We start from the raw sequence: 14,510 nt of genomic DNA, 5'->3' as shown, positions 1-14,510 counted from the left end.
TGGGCATCGGCGCGTTCGCGGAGAAGACCTTGGTGGCGGCCGGGCAGTGCACCAAGGTGGACCCGGCGGCGGCCCCGGCGGTGGCGGGCCTGCTCGGCTGCGGCGTGATGGCGGGCATCGGCGCGGCGATCAACACCGGCGGGGTGACCCGCGGCGACAGCGTGGCGGTGATCGGCTGCGGCGGCGTGGGGAGCGCGGCCGTGCTGGGCGCCTCCCTGGCCGGCGCGGCGAGGATCATCGCGGTGGACGTCGACGACCGCAAGCTGGAGTGGGCCAAGGGCTTCGGCGCGACCCACACGGTGAACTCCCGCGAGAGCGACGCGGTGGAGGCGATCCGGGAGCTGACCGGAGGGTTCGGCGCGGACGTGGTGATCGAGGCGGTGGGCCGGCCGGAGACCTACGAGCAGGCGTTCTACGCCCGGGACCTGGCCGGGACCGTGGTCCTGGTGGGGGTGCCGACCCCGGAGATGACGCTGGAGCTGCCGCTGCTGGAGGTGTTCGGGCGTGGCGGCGCGCTGAAGTCGTCCTGGTACGGCGACTGCCTGCCCAGCCGGGACTTCCCGATGCTGATCGACCTGTACCTGCAGGGGCGGCTGAACCTGGACGGGTTCGTCACCGAGACGGTCGGGCTCGGCGACGTCGAGGCCGCGTTCGCCAAGATGCACCGCGGCGAGGTCCTGCGCTCGGTGGTGGTCCTGTGATCGACAGGGTGGTCACCTCCGGGACGTTCTCGCTCGACGGCGGGACCTGGGACGTCGACAACAACGTCTGGCTGGTCGGCTCCGCCGAGGAGGTCGTCGTGATCGACGCCGCCCACGACGCCGGCGCCATCGCCGAGCGGATCGGCGGCCGGTCGGTGACGGCGATCGTGTGCACCCACGCGCACAACGACCACGTCAACGCCGCCGTCGAGCTCGCCGCCCGGGTGGACGCGCCGATCCTGCTGCACCCGGCCGACCAGGTGCTGTGGGAGATGGTCCACCCCGGCACGCCGTACACGCCGCTGCGCGACGGCCAGGTGCTGAAGGCGGGCGGGGTGGAGCTGACCGTGCTGCACACGCCGGGCCACGCGCCGGGCGCGGTGTGCCTGCACGCGCCGGACGTGGGCGCGGTCTTCACCGGCGACACCCTGTTCCAGGGCGGCCCCGGCGCGACCGGGCGGTCCTTCTCCTCGTTCGAGACGATCATCGACTCGATCCGCGGCCGGTTGCTGACGCTGCCGGAGCGCACGGTCGTGCACACCGGGCACGGCGATTCCACGACGATCGGCGCGGAGGCCCCGCACCTGGAGGAGTGGCTGAAGCGCTGACGGCGGCCGCGGGCCACCGGACCCCCGCGAAAAAGGTACGGACTGCCCCTGGAAGGCGTGGAACGGATGATCCACGCCTTCTTGGCATGAAGAGGTACGAAAATATGTCGGCTGTCAGGTAGGCAAGCCTAACCAAAGTGAGTTACCTTAGGCATGCCTTACCTATGCGACCGTCTTCCCGAGAGGTGCCTCGCCCGCCATGTACGTATGCGTCTGCCGTGCGGTCACGGAGAACGAGGTGCACGACTGCATCGCCGCCGGTGCGAGGAGCGCCAGGCAGATCCGCGACACCACCGGTGCGGGGGGGGACTGCGCGTCCTGCGTCCGGAGGATCTGTGCGATCCTGAAACGGTCTGAAGACCTGATGCCGACCGCATAGCACGAGGAGCCCGCCATGCAGGGCGACAAGCAGATAATCGAACTTCTCAACGAGCAGCTCACGGCCGAGCTGACCGCCATCAACCAGTACTTCCTGCACGCCAAGATGCAGGAGAACTGGGGATACACCAAGCTCGCGAAGTACACCCGCGAAGAGTCCATCGACGAGATGCGCCACGCGGAGAAGCTGACCGACCGCATCCTCTTCCTCGAAGGTCTGCCCAACTACCAGCGGCTGGGCACGCTGCACATCGGCCAGACCGTCGCCGAGCAGCTCCGCGCCGACCTCGACATCGAGCTCTCGGTCGTCCAGCGGCTCAAGCCGGGGATCGCCCTGATGCGGGAGAAGGGCGACGTCACCTCCGCCCGGCTCTTCGAGGAGATCCTCCAGGACGAGGAGCACCACATCGACTACCTGGAGACCGAGCTGTCGCTGATCGACAGCCTCGGCGAGCAGCTCTACCTGGCCCGCTACGCGGAGCCCCCGTCGGCTTCCTGAGGCGAATCGCCGGAACACGCCCGTCAAGTTCACTCAGGTCGGGCGTGTTCTGTTTCGTCCCCGGGGCCGGCGCGGTATTCCCGGGGCGCACCCCCCTCCGGCGGCTCCCCGGGCGGGGCCGTACCCCCCTGCCCTGCCGCGCTGCCGGAGGTCTGTCCGGGATTTATCAGTGTTTGCCCAGGTCAATAGATAGGTCAACGGCGAGTCAAACCGCGCGCTGTGCCCGGGAAACGATCGCTTAAGGTCCTACGATCCTCAACATGACCTGCGTACTTCTCGCCGAGGATGACACCTCGATCTCCGAGCCACTGGCGCGTGCGCTGCGCCGCGAGGGCTATCAGGTGGAGGTGAGCCCCGACGGCCCGCAGGCCCTGGAGCGAGCTCTATCGGGTGGCATCGACCTGATCGTTCTTGACCTCGGCCTGCCCGAGATGGACGGCCTCGAAGTGGCCCGGCGCATCCGCGCCGAAGGGCACGGCACGCCCGTGCTCATCCTCACCGCCCGCGTGGACGAGGTGGACACGGTGGTGGGCCTCGATGCCGGGGCCGACGACTACGTCACCAAACCGTTCCGCCTCGCCGAACTGCTGGCCAGGGTCCGCGCCCTGCTGCGGCGCGGCACCTCGGAGACGCCCGTGGTCCAGGGCGTGCGCATCGACGCCGACTCCCGCCGCGCGTGGATGGGCGACAAGGAGCTGCACCTGACGACCAAGGAGTTCGACCTCCTGCGGGTGCTGGTCCGCGACGCCGGCAAGGTGGTCACCCGCGAGCAGATCATGCGCGAGGTGTGGGACACCAACTGGTGGGGCTCCACCAAGACCCTGGACATGCACATCTCCTGGCTGCGCCGCAAGCTCGGCGACGACGCGGCCAAGCCGCGCTACATCACGACGGTTCGAGGGGTCGGCTTCCGGTTCGAACGCGAGTAGGGAATGCGCCGCCGCCTGCTCTCCTCGACCCTGCTCGTCGCGGTCATCGCGGTGCTCCTGCTCGGTATCCCCCTGGGGGTGGCGGTCAACCGCCTGATCCAGGAGGAGGCCATCCAGGAGCTGTCAGGGGAGGCGAAGAGCCTGCTCAACGAGGTGGAGTACGCCCGGATCCAGGAGCAGCCCATCACCCGCGAGCAGCTGGGGAGGAAGTATCCCGAGCGCTACGTGCAGATCTACGCCCGGGGGACTCCTCCCCAGGTGACCACGGTGGGTGCGGAGCCTCCCGAGGACCGCAAGATGAGCGCGGACGCCCAGTCGGAGAGCGGGGTCTACGTCTCGGTCAGCCGGGACAAGACCCAGGTCGAGCAGCAGGTCCGCGCCTGGCTCCTGCTCATCCTGGCGCTCGCGGCGGCCGCCATGGCGGTGGCGGTGGGGCTGGCGGTGGTGCAGTCGCGCCGCCTGACGCTCCCGCTCCGCGACCTGGCCATGATCGCCGAGCGGCTCGGCTCCGGTGAGGCCCGGCCGAGCAAGCACCGCTACGGCATCCAGGAGCTCGACCGGGTGGCCGAGGTGCTGGACCGCAGCGCGACCCGCATCGCCGACCTGCTGGCCAGGGAGAGGGAGTTCGCGACCGACGCCTCCCACCAGCTCCGCACGCCGCTCACCGGCCTGACGATGCGGCTGGAGGAGATCGTGGCGGCCGCGGACGACCCCAGCGTCGTCAAGGAGGAGGGCGAGGCGGCGATCGTGCAGGCCGAGCGGCTCACCGCGGTCATCGACGAGCTGCTCGCCGCCGCCCGGCGGCAGCGCCACGCCCAGACCGCGGTGGTCGACCTCGACGCCCTGCTGGACCAGCAGTTCATCGAGTGGGGGCCGGCCTTCCGCCGGGACGGCCGCAAACTGGTGCTGTCCGGCACGCGCGGTCTGCGGGCCCTGGGCACCGGCGGCGGCATCAGCCAGGTGGTCTCCACGCTGCTGGAGAACTCCCTGCGGCACGGCGGCGGCCCGGTGACGGTGACCACCAGCAACACCGGCAAGTCCATCGTGGTCGAGGTCGCGGACGAGGGGCCCGGCATCACCGACGACCTGGCGCCCCGCGTCTTCGAGCGGAACATGAGCGGCGCCGGGGGCACCGGTCTGGGACTGACTCTGGCCCGGGCGCTGGCCGCCGCCGACGGCGGCCGCCTGGAGCTGGTACGGCCCCGCCCGGCGGCCTTCGCGATCTTCCTGCGCCCGGTCGGCGACCCCGGGCGGAACCGGGTGGTCAGCGGACCCGCGTGATCCGGCGGGGCGGGCGGGTCCTCATGGGCCGCCGACCGGATCTCGCGGAGCCCGAGGGGGGCCTGTGGAGCCGGGATGGCCTGCGGGTCCGGCGAGGGCGGGCGGGGCCGTGCGGACTCCGGCTCGGCGGCTCCCGGCTCAGCGGGTCTCGCGGGTCCGGGCGTTGTCGGCCTCGGGCAGCTCGCGCGGGGTGTCGAGGTCCTCGGTGGCGGCCAGGAAGACCCACTTCTTGTAGGAGAAGAAGCGGAACAGCGTGCCCAGGCCGATGCCGAAGAGGTTGGCGACGTTGATGCTCACCGGGTCGGCCAGTTCCAGGGTGTAGCGGGTGAATCCGACGACGAGCAGGCCGATCAGCAGCGCGACGCCGTTGAGCAGGAAGAACAGGAAGTACTCACGGGTCAGCCCGCTCTGCTCCCGGTGCCGGTAGGTCCAGTAGCGGTTGCCGAAGTAGGCGAAGGTGGTGGCGACCGCGGTGGCGACGACCTTGGAGGTCAGCGGCCCCCACCACCCCAGGACGTAGTGGAGGAGGTTGAAGCCGCCGACGTCGATGACGAAGGCGAAGGCGCCCACGGTCCCGAACTTCGCGAGCTCGTGCAACAGATCGGCGAACCGCTCGTAGGCGTGTCGAAGAAACCGCACGTTTCCTGCACGATCCTTTCTCGGGTCGGCTGCGGATCCGCCACGCGGCGAGACCTCGGGCACTTCCCTCAGGCTACCGGGAGCCCTCGGGGGCCCGTCCGGTGGTCGGCCGGACGGACATCCCATTACCCAAAGAACGTTTCCGCAAATGTCATGTAAAACCGGATAAATCCGTAGGGCTGAGGCTACGCTGATCCCGTCGATCGCGGGGAGCCTCCGGGGGAAGTCCGCTCTCCGTGATCACCGTGTACGGCCCGCCGTACACGGCATGGCTCATCGGACCACCGGGCCGCCGGCCCTCTCGGACTCCCCAGGACCTCCCGTGCCTCGCCGACTGCTCGCCCTGATCCTCGGGCTGTCCCTGCTGACCGGCTGCGGCGCGCGAGGCGACGGGCGGACCCCGGCCCACGGGGACGCAGGGAGCGGACCGTCGTCCGGGGCGTCCGCGGGCGCGGTCGGCGCCGCCGAGGCGGCCCAGGCGTTCGAGCTGCTCCAGGGGCTCGGCGACGCCTGGCGGGACCGGGACTGCGCGGCGGTCGGGAGGCTGACCGCCTGGGCGGAGGAGACGCTGGGCGGCCGTGCCTGCGAGGCGACCCGGAACGGCCGCCCGGCCCCCGCCACCGCCGGGACCCTGGGGAAGTACGCCGAACCGGAGTTCCTCCTGCCGGCTTCCGCAGACGAGGACCGCTGGTTCGTCGCCCTGGCGCGCGAACCGGACCCCGCCTACTTCCTGTTCGTCGACGAGGGCGACGGCTGGCGGCTCGGCGCGGGCCCCATCCCGGCCACCGGGGACACCGTCCCCGGCACCGCCTCCGACGCCGCCTCCGACGCCGTCCCCGAGGCCGCCGCCTCCTCCGGGTCCACCGCCGCCGCCTCCGGCACCGGGGTCAGGGCCCGCCTGGTGCCGCAGCGCTACCTGACCTACCTCACCGACCCGGCGGGGGTGAGCGGGGTGACCTTCCCCGAGGGGGACGCCGCCGCCCGCCTGCGCGCGGATCTCGGCGTGCGCCGGACGGAGGCCGCCCCGGACCGGCTCACCACCGACGTCCGGCTGGTCGTCGGCCCGCGCCGGGTGATCCCGCTGCGCGGGGGCGCGCTGGTGGTCCACGCGCTGGAGATCGAGTACCGGCAGCGGCCCCGGCCCGGCCGCTCCTCGCTCTCCCGGCCGGTCCACGGCGGCGCGGAGCTGCGGGCCTTCACCGGCAGGTCCAGGGCCGCCGAACTGACCGGCACCGAGATCGTCCTCCTCGTCACCGGGGTCGGGGACGACGGCGAGGTCTCGACCGTCGCCTCCCGGCGCGCCCTGGCCGACCTGACGGCGAAGTGACGACCCCGGCCCGGGGTCCCGGCCCGCGGAGCGACGGCGCCGGGCGGAGCCGGCCGGAGCGGTCCGGAGCCGGCCGGTCCTGACGGCCCGCCCGCGCCGACCCTTGCCCGTGCCCGCCGGCGTACCGGGGGCCGGTAAGCTCGGCGGACGTGAGCAGCCCTTCCTTGAGCGGTCCCGGCGGGCCCGTCGTCGGCATGATCGGAGCGGGCCAGCTGGCCCGGATGACCCAGCAGGCGGCCATCGCCCTGGGCGTGGAGCTCCGGGTGCTGGCCGGGTCCCGGGACGAGAGCGCGGCCCGGGTGGTCGCCGACGTGCGCCTCGGCGACCACCGCGACCTGTCCGACCTGCGCGACTTCGCCAAGGGGTGCGACGCGGTCACCTTCGACCACGAGCACGTGCCCACCGAGCACATCGGCGCGCTGCTGGCGGACGGCTTCGCCGTGCACCCCGGGGCGGAGGCGCTCGTGCACGCCCAGGACAAGGCCGTCATGCGCGAGCGGCTGACCGCGATCGGCGCCCCGTGCCCGGCCTGGCGGCGCGTCGCCACCGCCGCCGACGTGGAGGCGTTCGCCGCCGACCACGGCTGGCCCGTCGTGCTCAAGGCCGTGCGCGGTGGCTACGACGGCCGCGGCGTCTGGATCTGCCGGTCGGCCGCCGACGCCGCGGAGGTCCTGGCGAGCGGGGTGCCGCTGCTGGCCGAGGCGTTCGTGCCGTTCGAGCGGGAGCTGGCCGTGCTGGTCGCGCGCTCCCCGCACGGGCAGGGCGTCAGCTACCCGGTGGTGGAGACCGTGCAGCGCGACGGCATCTGCGTGGAGGTGCTCGCGCCCGCGCCCGGCCTCGACCCGGAGGCGGCCGCGGCCGCCCAGCGGATCGCCCTGGGGATCGCCAAGGATCTCGGGGTCACCGGGTTGCTGGCCGTGGAGATGTTCGCCACCGCCTCCGGGCTCGTGGTCAACGAGCTGGCCATGCGCCCGCACAACAGCGGTCACTGGACCATCGAGGGGGCCCGCACCTCCCAGTTCGAGCAGCACCTGCGCGCCGTGCTCGACCTCCCGCTCGGCTCGCCCGCGCTGACCGCGCCGGTCGTGGTGATGGCCAACCTGCTGGGCGGTCAGGACCCGGACGTCTTCTCCCGCTACGAGCACGTCATGGCCCACGACCCCGGGATCAAGGTCCACTTCTACGGCAAGGAGGTACGGCCCGGCCGCAAGATCGGGCACGTCACCGCCCTCGGCACCGACCTCGACGAGGTCCGCGCCCGCGCCCGGCACGCCGCCGTCTACCTCTGCGAAGGGATCTACACGTGAGCACCGCACAGGACCCCGTCGTCTCCGCAGCGGCTCCCACCGCCGGGCCCGCCGTCGGCGTCGTGATGGGCAGCGACTCCGACTGGCCGGTGATGCGGCTCGCCGCCGAGGCGCTCGCCGAGTTCGGGGTGGCGTTCGAGGCCGACGTGGTCTCCGCGCACCGCATGCCCGACGAGATGATCGCCTACGGCGCCCGGGCGGCGGAGCGCGGCCTGAAGGTGATCATCGCCGGGGCCGGGGGAGCCGCCCACCTGCCCGGCATGCTCGCCTCGGTGACCCCGCTCCCGGTGATCGGCGTCCCCGTCCCGCTGAAGTACCTCGACGGCATGGACTCCCTGCTCTCGATCGTCCAGATGCCCGCGGGCGTCCCGGTCGCCACCGTGGCCGTCGGCGGCGCGCGCAACGCGGGGCTGCTGGCCGTACGGATCCTCGCGGCGGCGGACGCGCAGCTGCGCGCGAAGATGGAGCGCTTCCAGGAGGAGCTGCGGGACCAGGCCCACGCCAAGGGCGCCCGGCTCCGCGAGGAGGCCGCCCGGCTCGGCGGCTGACCGCGGCGCGGACTCCTCGAGGCCGGGACGGGGCTCGCCTGGGGGCCCGGCATGCTCGGACGCTGCGAGGACATCCCGGAAAGCCGTACCAGACAGGCATATGTCGATGTACATTGGATGCATTTCAATATGCCTGGAGGGGTGCCGTGAGCCGGACGATGATCGATCTGGATGACGAGCTGGTGGCCGAGGTGGCGAAGGCACTGGGCACCAGCACGAAGAAGGAGACGGTCAACAGCGCTCTGCGCGAGGTGCTGGAGAACCGGCGTCGCGCGCTGGCACTGGCGCGGCTGCGCGGCGCCGCGGCCGAGGGCGGCTTCGACCTGGAGCTCTTCGAGGAGAAGGGGAACTACCGGCGGTGAATCCCGCGCAGTTCCTCATCGACACCAGCGCGCTGGCCGGTCTCATGCGGAAGGAAGCCGAGACCTACGGCTGGGACCAGGCGGTCGCGGCGGGGCTGATCGCCGTGTGCCCGATCACGGAGCTCGAGTTCTTCTACAGCGCGCGATCGCAGGCGGACCGCGAGCGCGGGATCGAGGACATGCGGCAGTTGTTCGGGCGGGTGCCCGTCGACGACCGCGCTTACGACCGCGCGTGGCAGGTCCAGGGCATGCTCACGGCGCAAGGGTGGCATCGCAGCGCAGGGCCGGTAGATCTGGTGGTGGCGGCGACGGCCGAGCTGCGCGGGCTCACCCTGCTGCACCGCGATCACGACTTCGACCGCATCGCGGCGGTCACCGGCCAGGCGCTCCAGTGGTACGGGCCCGGGGCGGGAAAGTAGGACGGCTCCTGTCTCCTCACCACGTCACACCCGGTGGGCTCCCGTCCGGGCGCCGTCAGGCGGGCGGCCGGCGGTACGGCTCCAGGGCGGGGGCGGTCCTGGTGGCGACGAACTCGGTGACGCGGTAGGCGCACATCCGGGCCGTGACGAACGGGTCGGACGCGACCAGCGCCTCCGCCTCGGCGCGGTCGAGGCCCGTGGCGAGGATGATCCCGCCGTCCCGCGGCACCTTGCGGCCCGAGGCCAGGAAGAACCCGGCGGCGTACTGCCGGTCCAGCCAGGCGACGTGCGCCTCGAGCAAGGCGTCGGCCTCCTCGGCGGGGACGAGGTAGGTCAGTTCCAGGACGAACACGCGGGGTCCTCCCTCGTGGGGGGCCGAGGGGCGATGGTGAGGGGCGGGGGTGCGGCCGGGGCGGCCCGAGGGGCGGAACGGGCCGGAGTCAGGGGCGGCCGAGGGCGCGGTAGTGCCAGCCGGCGGCGCGCCAGGTCTCGGCGTCCAGGGCGTTGCGGCCGTCCACGATCTTCCGGGAGGCGACGACGGAGCCCAGCTCCTCGGGGTCGAGGTCGACGAACTCCTGCCACTCGGTCAGCAGCAGCACGACGTGGGCGCCGCGCGCGGCCTCCAGGGCGGAGGCGCCGTAGTTCAGCTCGGGGTGGGCGCGGCGGGCGTTCTCCTGCGCGACGGGGTCGTAGACGGTGACCTCGCCGCCCTGCTGGGCGATCTTCACGGCGACGTCCAGGGCGGGGGAGTCGCGGATGTCGTCGGAGTTGGGTTTGAACGCCGCGCCCAGCACGGCCATCGTGCAGCCGCGGAAGGAGCCTCCGGACAGCTCACGGGCCAGGTCGACCATGCGGCCCCGGCGGCGCATGTTGATCGCGTCCACCTCGCGCAGGAAGGTCAGCGCCTGGTCGGCGCCCAGCTCCCCGGCGCGGGCCATGAAGGCGCGGATGTCCTTGGGCAGGCAGCCGCCGCCGAAGCCCAGGCCCGGGTTGAGGAACCGGCCTCCGATGCGCTCGTCGTAGGAGAGCGCCAGCGACAGCTGCTTGACGTCGGCGTGCGCGGCCTCGCAGACCTCGGCCATGGCGTTGATGAAGGAGATCTTGGTGGCCAGGAAGGCGTTGGCGGCGACCTTGACCAGCTCCGCGGTCGGGTAGTCGGTGATCACCAGCGGGGTCCCGTGCTCGAGCATGGAGGCGTAGACCTCGCGCATGATCTTCTCGGGCTTCTCCGAGTGCACGCCGAGCACGATCCGGTCCGGGTGCAGGGTGTCCTTCACCGCGAAGCCCTCGCGCAGGAACTCCGGGTTCCAGGCCAGCTCGGCCGCCTCGCCGACGGGGGCGAGCCGCACCAGCTTGTCGGACAGGCGCTGGGCGGTGCCGACCGGCACCGTGGACTTGCCCACGACCAGGCAGTCGCGCCTCAGGTGCGGGGCGAGCGACTCGATCACGGCGTCGAGGTAGGAGACGTCCGCGGCGTACTCGCCCTTCTTCTGCGGGGTGCCGACGCACACGAAGTGCACGTCGCCGAAGTCCGCGGCCTCCTCGTAGGAGGAGGTGAAGCGGAGCCGGCCGTTGGCCAGGTTGCGGCGGAGGATGTCCTCCAGGCCGGGCTCGTGGATGGGCAGGTTCCCCGCCTGGAGGCTGGCGACCTTGGCGGCGTCGACGTCCAGGCCGAGCACCTCGAAGCCGAGCTCGGCCATGCACGCCGCGTGCGTGGCACCCAGGTATCCGGTCCCCAGCACGGTCAGGCGATAGGCCACGGTGGATCCTTTCGGTTCTGCCCAATCCGACCCGGACAGGGTATCGGCATCCTTGACCGGAATTTTGCCGCCCGACCTGCGGGGCGCAGCGGCGCACATCACAGTCGTCCGGTCGGTGCCCACTTTGTTGGACGTCCTAGTATTTTCCCATGAGCTTCCCTCTCTACGCGCTGCCCGAGGAGCACCAGATGCTCCGGGAGACCGTCCGTGCCCTCGCCGACGAGAAGATCGCCCCTCGGGCCGCAGAGGCCGACGAGACGGGCGAGTTCCCCTGGGACTCCTACAAGGCGCTCGCCGCCGCCGACCTGCACGCCGTGCACGTGCCCGAGGAGTACGGCGGCGCCGGCGCGGACGCGCTCGCCACCGTGATCGTCATCGAGGAGGTGGCGCGCGCCTGCGCGTCGTCCTCGCTGATCCCCGCCGTCAACAAGCTCGGCACCGTGCCGCTGCTGCTGTCGGCCTCCGAGGAGCTCAAGCAGCGCTACCTCGCGCCGGTCGCGCGGGGCGAGGCGATGTTCTCCTACGCCCTGTCCGAGGCCGAGGCGGGCAGCGACGCCGCCGCCATGAAGACCCGCGCGGTGGCCGACGGCGACCACTACGTGCTCAACGGCGCCAAGATGTGGATCACCAACGCCGGGGTGTCGGAGTACTACACCGTGATGGCCGTGACCGAGCCCGGCGCCGGTGCGCGGGGCATCTCCGCGTTCGTCGTGGAGAAGGGCGACGAGGGCGTCAGCTTCGGCCCGAAGGAGAAGAAGCTCGGCATCAAGGGCTCCCCGACCCGGCAGGTCATCATGGAGGACGTCCGCATCCCGGCGTCCCGGATGATCGGCGCCCCCGGCACCGGCTTCAAGACCGCGCTGGCCACCCTGGACCACACCCGCATCACGATCGCCGCCCAGGCGCTCGGCATCGCCCAGGGGGCGCTCGACTACGCGGTCGGCTACGTCAAGGAGCGCAGGCAGTTCGGCAAGGCCATCGCCGAGTTCCAGGGCGTGCAGTTCATGCTCGCCGACATGGCGATGAAGCTGGAGGCCGCCCGCCAGCTCACCTACGCCGCCGCCGCCAAGTCCGACCTGGCCATGCACGGCGAGCCCCAGGCCGACCTCACCTTCTTCTCCAGCGCCGCCAAGTGCGCCGCCTCCGACGCCGCCATGGAGATCACCACCGACGCGGTCCAGCTCCTCGGCGGGTACGGCTACACCAGCGAGTTCCCGGTCGAGCGCATGATGCGCGACGCCAAGATCACCCAGATCTACGAGGGCACCAACCAGGTCCAGCGCATGGTGATGGCCCGCCAACTGCTGAAGTAGGCGGCCGACCAGCGGAAACACTTTTCCTTTCGAGATCGCCCCGGGGCTCCGCCGGCCTCGGGGTCTTCATGGGAGCCTTGTTCCGTCCCTGTTCCGTGAGACGTGGAGCGGGGACGGAACAGAAGGCATCCTGTGCCCGTCGGAGGGAGCCCGCGTGATGGACGAGGTCACCGGAACGGTCGTGTCCTTGGACGGCGAGGAAGGCTGGGGAGTCCTGGCCTCCCCGGGTGTCCCGGGGGAGGTGTGGGTGCACTTCTCCGCGATAGAAGCCCCGCCCGGCCGGTACCGCACCTTGAACGAAGGTGAGGAGGTCCTGTTCACCTGGGAGCACGCCACGCAGGACGGCTTCGCCTACCGGGCCGTCGCCGTGACGCGGCGGGGGCGGGCAGTCGGCGCCGGGGAGGACAGGGAGGACGCCTCCGGATACTCCTCCCACCTGGAGATCACCTTCGATTGAGCAGACCGGGGCACTCTGCGGCCGGAGGGCTCAGGCCGCGGTGTCGAAGGCGGCGAAGGCCTCGTGCAGGCTGCCGCACGTCTCGAAGTGACGGTCGAGGTTGGTGATCGTCAGCAGATGGGTGATCATCCCGGGGGCGGTCACGAGGACGAGGCGGCCCCGGGCGTCCCTCACCCGGGTGAGCGTCCCCACCAGGATGCCGAGCCCCACGGAGTCGCAGAAGGGCACCTCGGTCAGGTCCATCACCAGGCAGGGCCTGCCCGGAGGGTCGAGCACCTCGTCGATCGCGGCCCGGAACCGGGGGGCGGACGCCATGTCGAGCTCGCCCTCCGCCTTGATCACCGTGCAGGAGTCGTCGCGCCATGTCCGGACGTTGAGTGCAGGAACCACGATCATCACCTCCGCCGGGTTCCCACTGCCCGAGATCAGGGCTGCTATGCGTCGTATGTCACTTTCTACAGATGTTCTGCGTCGCGGTCCTGGCGGTGGGCGACGCGGTGGGAGCGGCGGTGGCCGGAGCGGTCGGGGCCTCCGTGACGGCGACCTCCCGGACGCCTGAGTACTTCCGGCCGACGACGACCTCGATCCCGTCGCCGAGCTCCTCGACGAGGCGCAGCTCCGCACCGGGGAGGGCGGCGGCCACGGTCCGGGCCGAGTCCTCGCGGCCGGGGCCGTACCGGACGACCGGGGCGTCGTGGTCCCTGCGCTGGGTGTTCCCGGCGGCCTGGGGGACGAGGAAGCCGGCCTTGAGGAGGGCGTCTCTGGCCCGCGCGCCCAGGCCGGTGACCGTCGTGCCGTTGAGCACCTTGAGGGAGATCCGCGAGGGCGGCACCGTCAGCGCGCCGGCCGAGGGGGTGGCGGCCGGGGTGGGCTTCGGCGTCGCCGCCTTGGCGGGCCCGGACGGCCCGGTGAGCGGCTCGTCGGCGGCGATCCGGCGGAAGAGCGCGCGGGCGGCGGCGGTGTCCCAGAGCACGGCGGACTCGCCGGTCGGGGTCTTGTGGTCCGCGTCGGCGATGGGCACGGTGGCGAAGGCGACGTCGTCGGTGGAGACGTCCTTGAGCTGCTCCGCCAGGCCGAGCAGGTCCTGGCGCAGGGCGTCGTCGACGCGGATCGTGGAGAGCGCGGTGTCGAGGAAGCCGGCGAGCCTGGCGGGGTTGGTCAGCGTGTCGCCGCTCAGCGCCTGGTTCAGCAGGGCGGAGATGACCTGCTGCTGGCGGTCGATGCGGTCGAGGTCGGAGCGGGCGGTGGCCCGGGTGCGGGCGTAGGCCAGGGCCTTGACCCCGTCGAGCTCGTAGGTGCCCGGCTGGAGCGCCAGGGCGGTCTTCGGATCGTTGATCGCGACCGGGGTGCACACCGAGACGCCGCCGAGCGCGTCGACCACGTTGATGAAGCCGAGCACGTTGACCTCGACGTAGTGGTGGATCGTCAGGCCGGTGGCGTTCTGCACCGTGCGCACGGCGAGCTTGGGGCCGCCGAGCTGGTAGGCGGCGTTGATCTTGTGCTCGCCCTTGCCGGGGACCGTCGTCCAGGTGTCGCGGGGGAGGCTGACCACGGTGACCTTGCGGTGGTCCTCCGACAGGTGGATCACCATCATGGTGTCGGTCCGCTGCCCGGACTCGCGGCCCAGCTTGAGCTGGTTCTGCTGCTTGCGGGTGAGGTCGTCGCGCCGGTCCACGCCGACGAGCAGGATGTTCATCGCACCGGTGGAGCGCGCCCCCGGGACGCCCGCGTCGACCGGGGTGATCTTCCTCGTGGTGAAGTCGGTCAGCGCCCAGGCGGCGCCGGAACCGGCGAGGACCAGGACCGAGAGCGCCCCGGCGGCGAGCAGGTTGCGCCGCCGGGAGCGAGCGCCCCTGGCGGACCTGCGGTCGCGCCTCGGAGCCACCCGGACGCCTCCGTAGGCGTCGCCGCCCACGTGCACACCCGAGCCCTCGTCCTCCGGGTCGCGCATCAGCCCCCCTAAGCTCTGACTGGGTCGATGA

The 14,510-nt window shown here is 72.0% G+C and carries 18 protein-coding genes; 13 read left to right on the top strand and 5 right to left on the bottom strand.

Features of this window, described 5'->3' with window-relative positions; translation table 11 throughout:
- The 6 genes from IEZ06_RS04685 to IEZ06_RS04660 all read left to right on the top strand — a co-directional run.
- On the top strand, positions 1–701 hold a 701-nt coding region (locus tag IEZ06_RS04685; RefSeq protein WP_189235376.1), incomplete at its 5' end, for a zinc-binding dehydrogenase.
- A complete protein-coding gene (locus IEZ06_RS04680; RefSeq protein ID WP_189235375.1) occupies positions 698–1,309 on the top strand; it encodes an MBL fold metallo-hydrolase in 612 nt (203 codons plus the stop codon). The genes IEZ06_RS04685 and IEZ06_RS04680, both read left to right, overlap by 4 nt.
- A 199-nt stretch (positions 1,310–1,508) precedes the next feature.
- Entirely contained in the window at positions 1,509–1,688 is a 180-nt protein-coding gene (locus IEZ06_RS04675) for a (2Fe-2S)-binding protein (protein WP_084007991.1), read from the top strand.
- A 15-nt stretch (positions 1,689–1,703) separates the two neighbouring features.
- Positions 1,704–2,186, top strand: coding sequence for a bacterioferritin (bfr, locus tag IEZ06_RS04670; protein WP_189235374.1), 483 nt, complete (start codon positions 1,704–1,706; stop codon positions 2,184–2,186).
- A 260-nt stretch (positions 2,187–2,446) separates the two neighbouring features.
- Positions 2,447–3,115: a response regulator transcription factor gene (locus IEZ06_RS04665; RefSeq protein WP_012888073.1), complete on the top strand. Its 669-nt coding sequence runs from the start codon at positions 2,447–2,449 to the stop codon at positions 3,113–3,115.
- A gap of 3 nt (positions 3,116–3,118) precedes the next feature.
- On the top strand, positions 3,119–4,396 hold the full coding sequence (locus IEZ06_RS04660; protein WP_189235373.1) for an ATP-binding protein: 1,278 nt from the start codon (positions 3,119–3,121) through the stop codon (positions 4,394–4,396).
- A 138-nt stretch (positions 4,397–4,534) separates the two neighbouring features.
- Here IEZ06_RS04660 and IEZ06_RS04655 read toward each other — a convergent pair whose 3' ends face one another.
- On the bottom strand, positions 4,535–5,035 hold the full coding sequence (locus IEZ06_RS04655; protein ID WP_229797778.1) for a GtrA family protein: 501 nt from the start codon (positions 5,033–5,035) through the stop codon (positions 4,535–4,537).
- A gap of 322 nt (positions 5,036–5,357) precedes the next feature.
- On the opposite strand from IEZ06_RS04655, the gene IEZ06_RS04650 reads away from it, so the two are divergent.
- From IEZ06_RS04650 to IEZ06_RS04630, 5 genes are all read left to right on the top strand, one after another.
- The gene (locus IEZ06_RS04650; protein WP_189235371.1) at positions 5,358–6,362 is read left to right on the top strand and encodes a hypothetical protein; all 1,005 of its coding nucleotides are present in this window, start codon (positions 5,358–5,360) and stop codon (positions 6,360–6,362) included.
- A 149-nt stretch (positions 6,363–6,511) separates the two neighbouring features.
- Positions 6,512–7,669, top strand: coding sequence for a 5-(carboxyamino)imidazole ribonucleotide synthase (locus IEZ06_RS04645; protein ID WP_268245575.1), 1,158 nt, complete (start codon positions 6,512–6,514; stop codon positions 7,667–7,669).
- A 65-nt stretch (positions 7,670–7,734) separates the two neighbouring features.
- Complete coding sequence (gene purE, locus IEZ06_RS04640; protein ID WP_189235413.1) at positions 7,735–8,217, top strand: 5-(carboxyamino)imidazole ribonucleotide mutase; 483 nt, start codon at positions 7,735–7,737, stop codon at positions 8,215–8,217.
- A gap of 158 nt (positions 8,218–8,375) precedes the next feature.
- Positions 8,376–8,579: a type II toxin-antitoxin system VapB family antitoxin gene (locus IEZ06_RS04635; protein WP_189235370.1), complete on the top strand. Its 204-nt coding sequence runs from the start codon at positions 8,376–8,378 to the stop codon at positions 8,577–8,579.
- Positions 8,576–8,998 carry a PIN domain nuclease gene (locus IEZ06_RS04630; protein ID WP_189235369.1) on the top strand — a complete coding sequence of 141 codons (423 nt, stop codon included), beginning with the start codon at positions 8,576–8,578 and terminating at the stop codon, positions 8,996–8,998. Before IEZ06_RS04635 ends, IEZ06_RS04630 begins: the two co-directional genes overlap by 4 nt.
- A 55-nt stretch (positions 8,999–9,053) precedes the next feature.
- Here IEZ06_RS04630 and IEZ06_RS04625 read toward each other — a convergent pair whose 3' ends face one another.
- The gene (locus tag IEZ06_RS04625) at positions 9,054–9,350 is read right to left on the bottom strand and encodes a YciI family protein (protein WP_189235368.1); all 297 of its coding nucleotides are present in this window, start codon (positions 9,348–9,350) and stop codon (positions 9,054–9,056) included.
- A gap of 88 nt (positions 9,351–9,438) precedes the next feature.
- Positions 9,439–10,758, bottom strand: coding sequence for a UDP-glucose dehydrogenase family protein (locus IEZ06_RS04620; protein ID WP_189235367.1), 1,320 nt, complete (start codon positions 10,756–10,758; stop codon positions 9,439–9,441).
- Positions 10,759–10,907: 149 nt separating this feature from the next.
- Here IEZ06_RS04620 and IEZ06_RS04615 point away from each other — a divergent pair, with 149 nt between their 5' ends.
- Together IEZ06_RS04615 and IEZ06_RS04610 are read left to right on the top strand one after the other, a co-directional pair.
- On the top strand, positions 10,908–12,071 hold the full coding sequence (locus tag IEZ06_RS04615; protein WP_189235366.1) for an acyl-CoA dehydrogenase family protein: 1,164 nt from the start codon (positions 10,908–10,910) through the stop codon (positions 12,069–12,071).
- A 157-nt stretch (positions 12,072–12,228) separates the two neighbouring features.
- Positions 12,229–12,528, top strand: coding sequence for a cold-shock protein (locus IEZ06_RS04610; protein WP_189235365.1), 300 nt, complete (start codon positions 12,229–12,231; stop codon positions 12,526–12,528).
- Between the two features lie 30 nt (positions 12,529–12,558).
- Here IEZ06_RS04610 and IEZ06_RS04605 read toward each other — a convergent pair whose 3' ends face one another.
- Positions 12,559–12,918, bottom strand: a complete 360-nt coding sequence (locus tag IEZ06_RS04605) for an STAS domain-containing protein (protein ID WP_189235364.1) — start codon at positions 12,916–12,918, stop codon at positions 12,559–12,561.
- 58 nt (positions 12,919–12,976) lie between these two features.
- Complete coding sequence (locus tag IEZ06_RS04600; RefSeq protein ID WP_189235363.1) at positions 12,977–14,479, bottom strand: LCP family protein; 1,503 nt, start codon at positions 14,477–14,479, stop codon at positions 12,977–12,979.
- Positions 14,480–14,510 lie beyond the last annotated feature (31 nt).

The sequence above is a fragment of the Planomonospora antibiotica genome, assembly GCF_014647955.1.
GTDB classification, from domain to species: Bacteria; Actinomycetota; Actinomycetes; order Streptosporangiales; family Streptosporangiaceae; genus Planomonospora; species Planomonospora parontospora.
The sequence above is the reverse complement of the archived record's forward strand: the minus strand, read 5'-3'. Positions and strand labels throughout refer to the sequence as shown.

Coding starts and splice junctions, on each gene's coding strand:
- IEZ06_RS04665 (WP_012888073.1), top strand. CDS start 2,447: ATGACCTGCGTACTTCTCGCCGAGGATGACACCTCGATCTCCGAGCCA.
- IEZ06_RS04660 (WP_189235373.1), top strand. CDS start 3,119: ATGCGCCGCCGCCTGCTCTCCTCGACCCTGCTCGTCGCGGTCATCGCG.
- IEZ06_RS04610 (WP_189235365.1), top strand. CDS start 12,229: ATGGACGAGGTCACCGGAACGGTCGTGTCCTTGGACGGCGAGGAAGGC.
- IEZ06_RS04615 (WP_189235366.1), top strand. CDS start 10,908: ATGAGCTTCCCTCTCTACGCGCTGCCCGAGGAGCACCAGATGCTCCGG.
- IEZ06_RS04675 (WP_084007991.1), top strand. CDS start 1,509: ATGTACGTATGCGTCTGCCGTGCGGTCACGGAGAACGAGGTGCACGAC.
- bfr (WP_189235374.1), top strand. CDS start 1,704: ATGCAGGGCGACAAGCAGATAATCGAACTTCTCAACGAGCAGCTCACG.
- IEZ06_RS04635 (WP_189235370.1), top strand. CDS start 8,376: ATGATCGATCTGGATGACGAGCTGGTGGCCGAGGTGGCGAAGGCACTG.
- purE (WP_189235413.1), top strand. CDS start 7,735: ATGGGCAGCGACTCCGACTGGCCGGTGATGCGGCTCGCCGCCGAGGCG.
- IEZ06_RS04600 (WP_189235363.1), bottom strand. CDS start 14,479: ATGCGCGACCCGGAGGACGAGGGCTCGGGTGTGCACGTGGGCGGCGAC.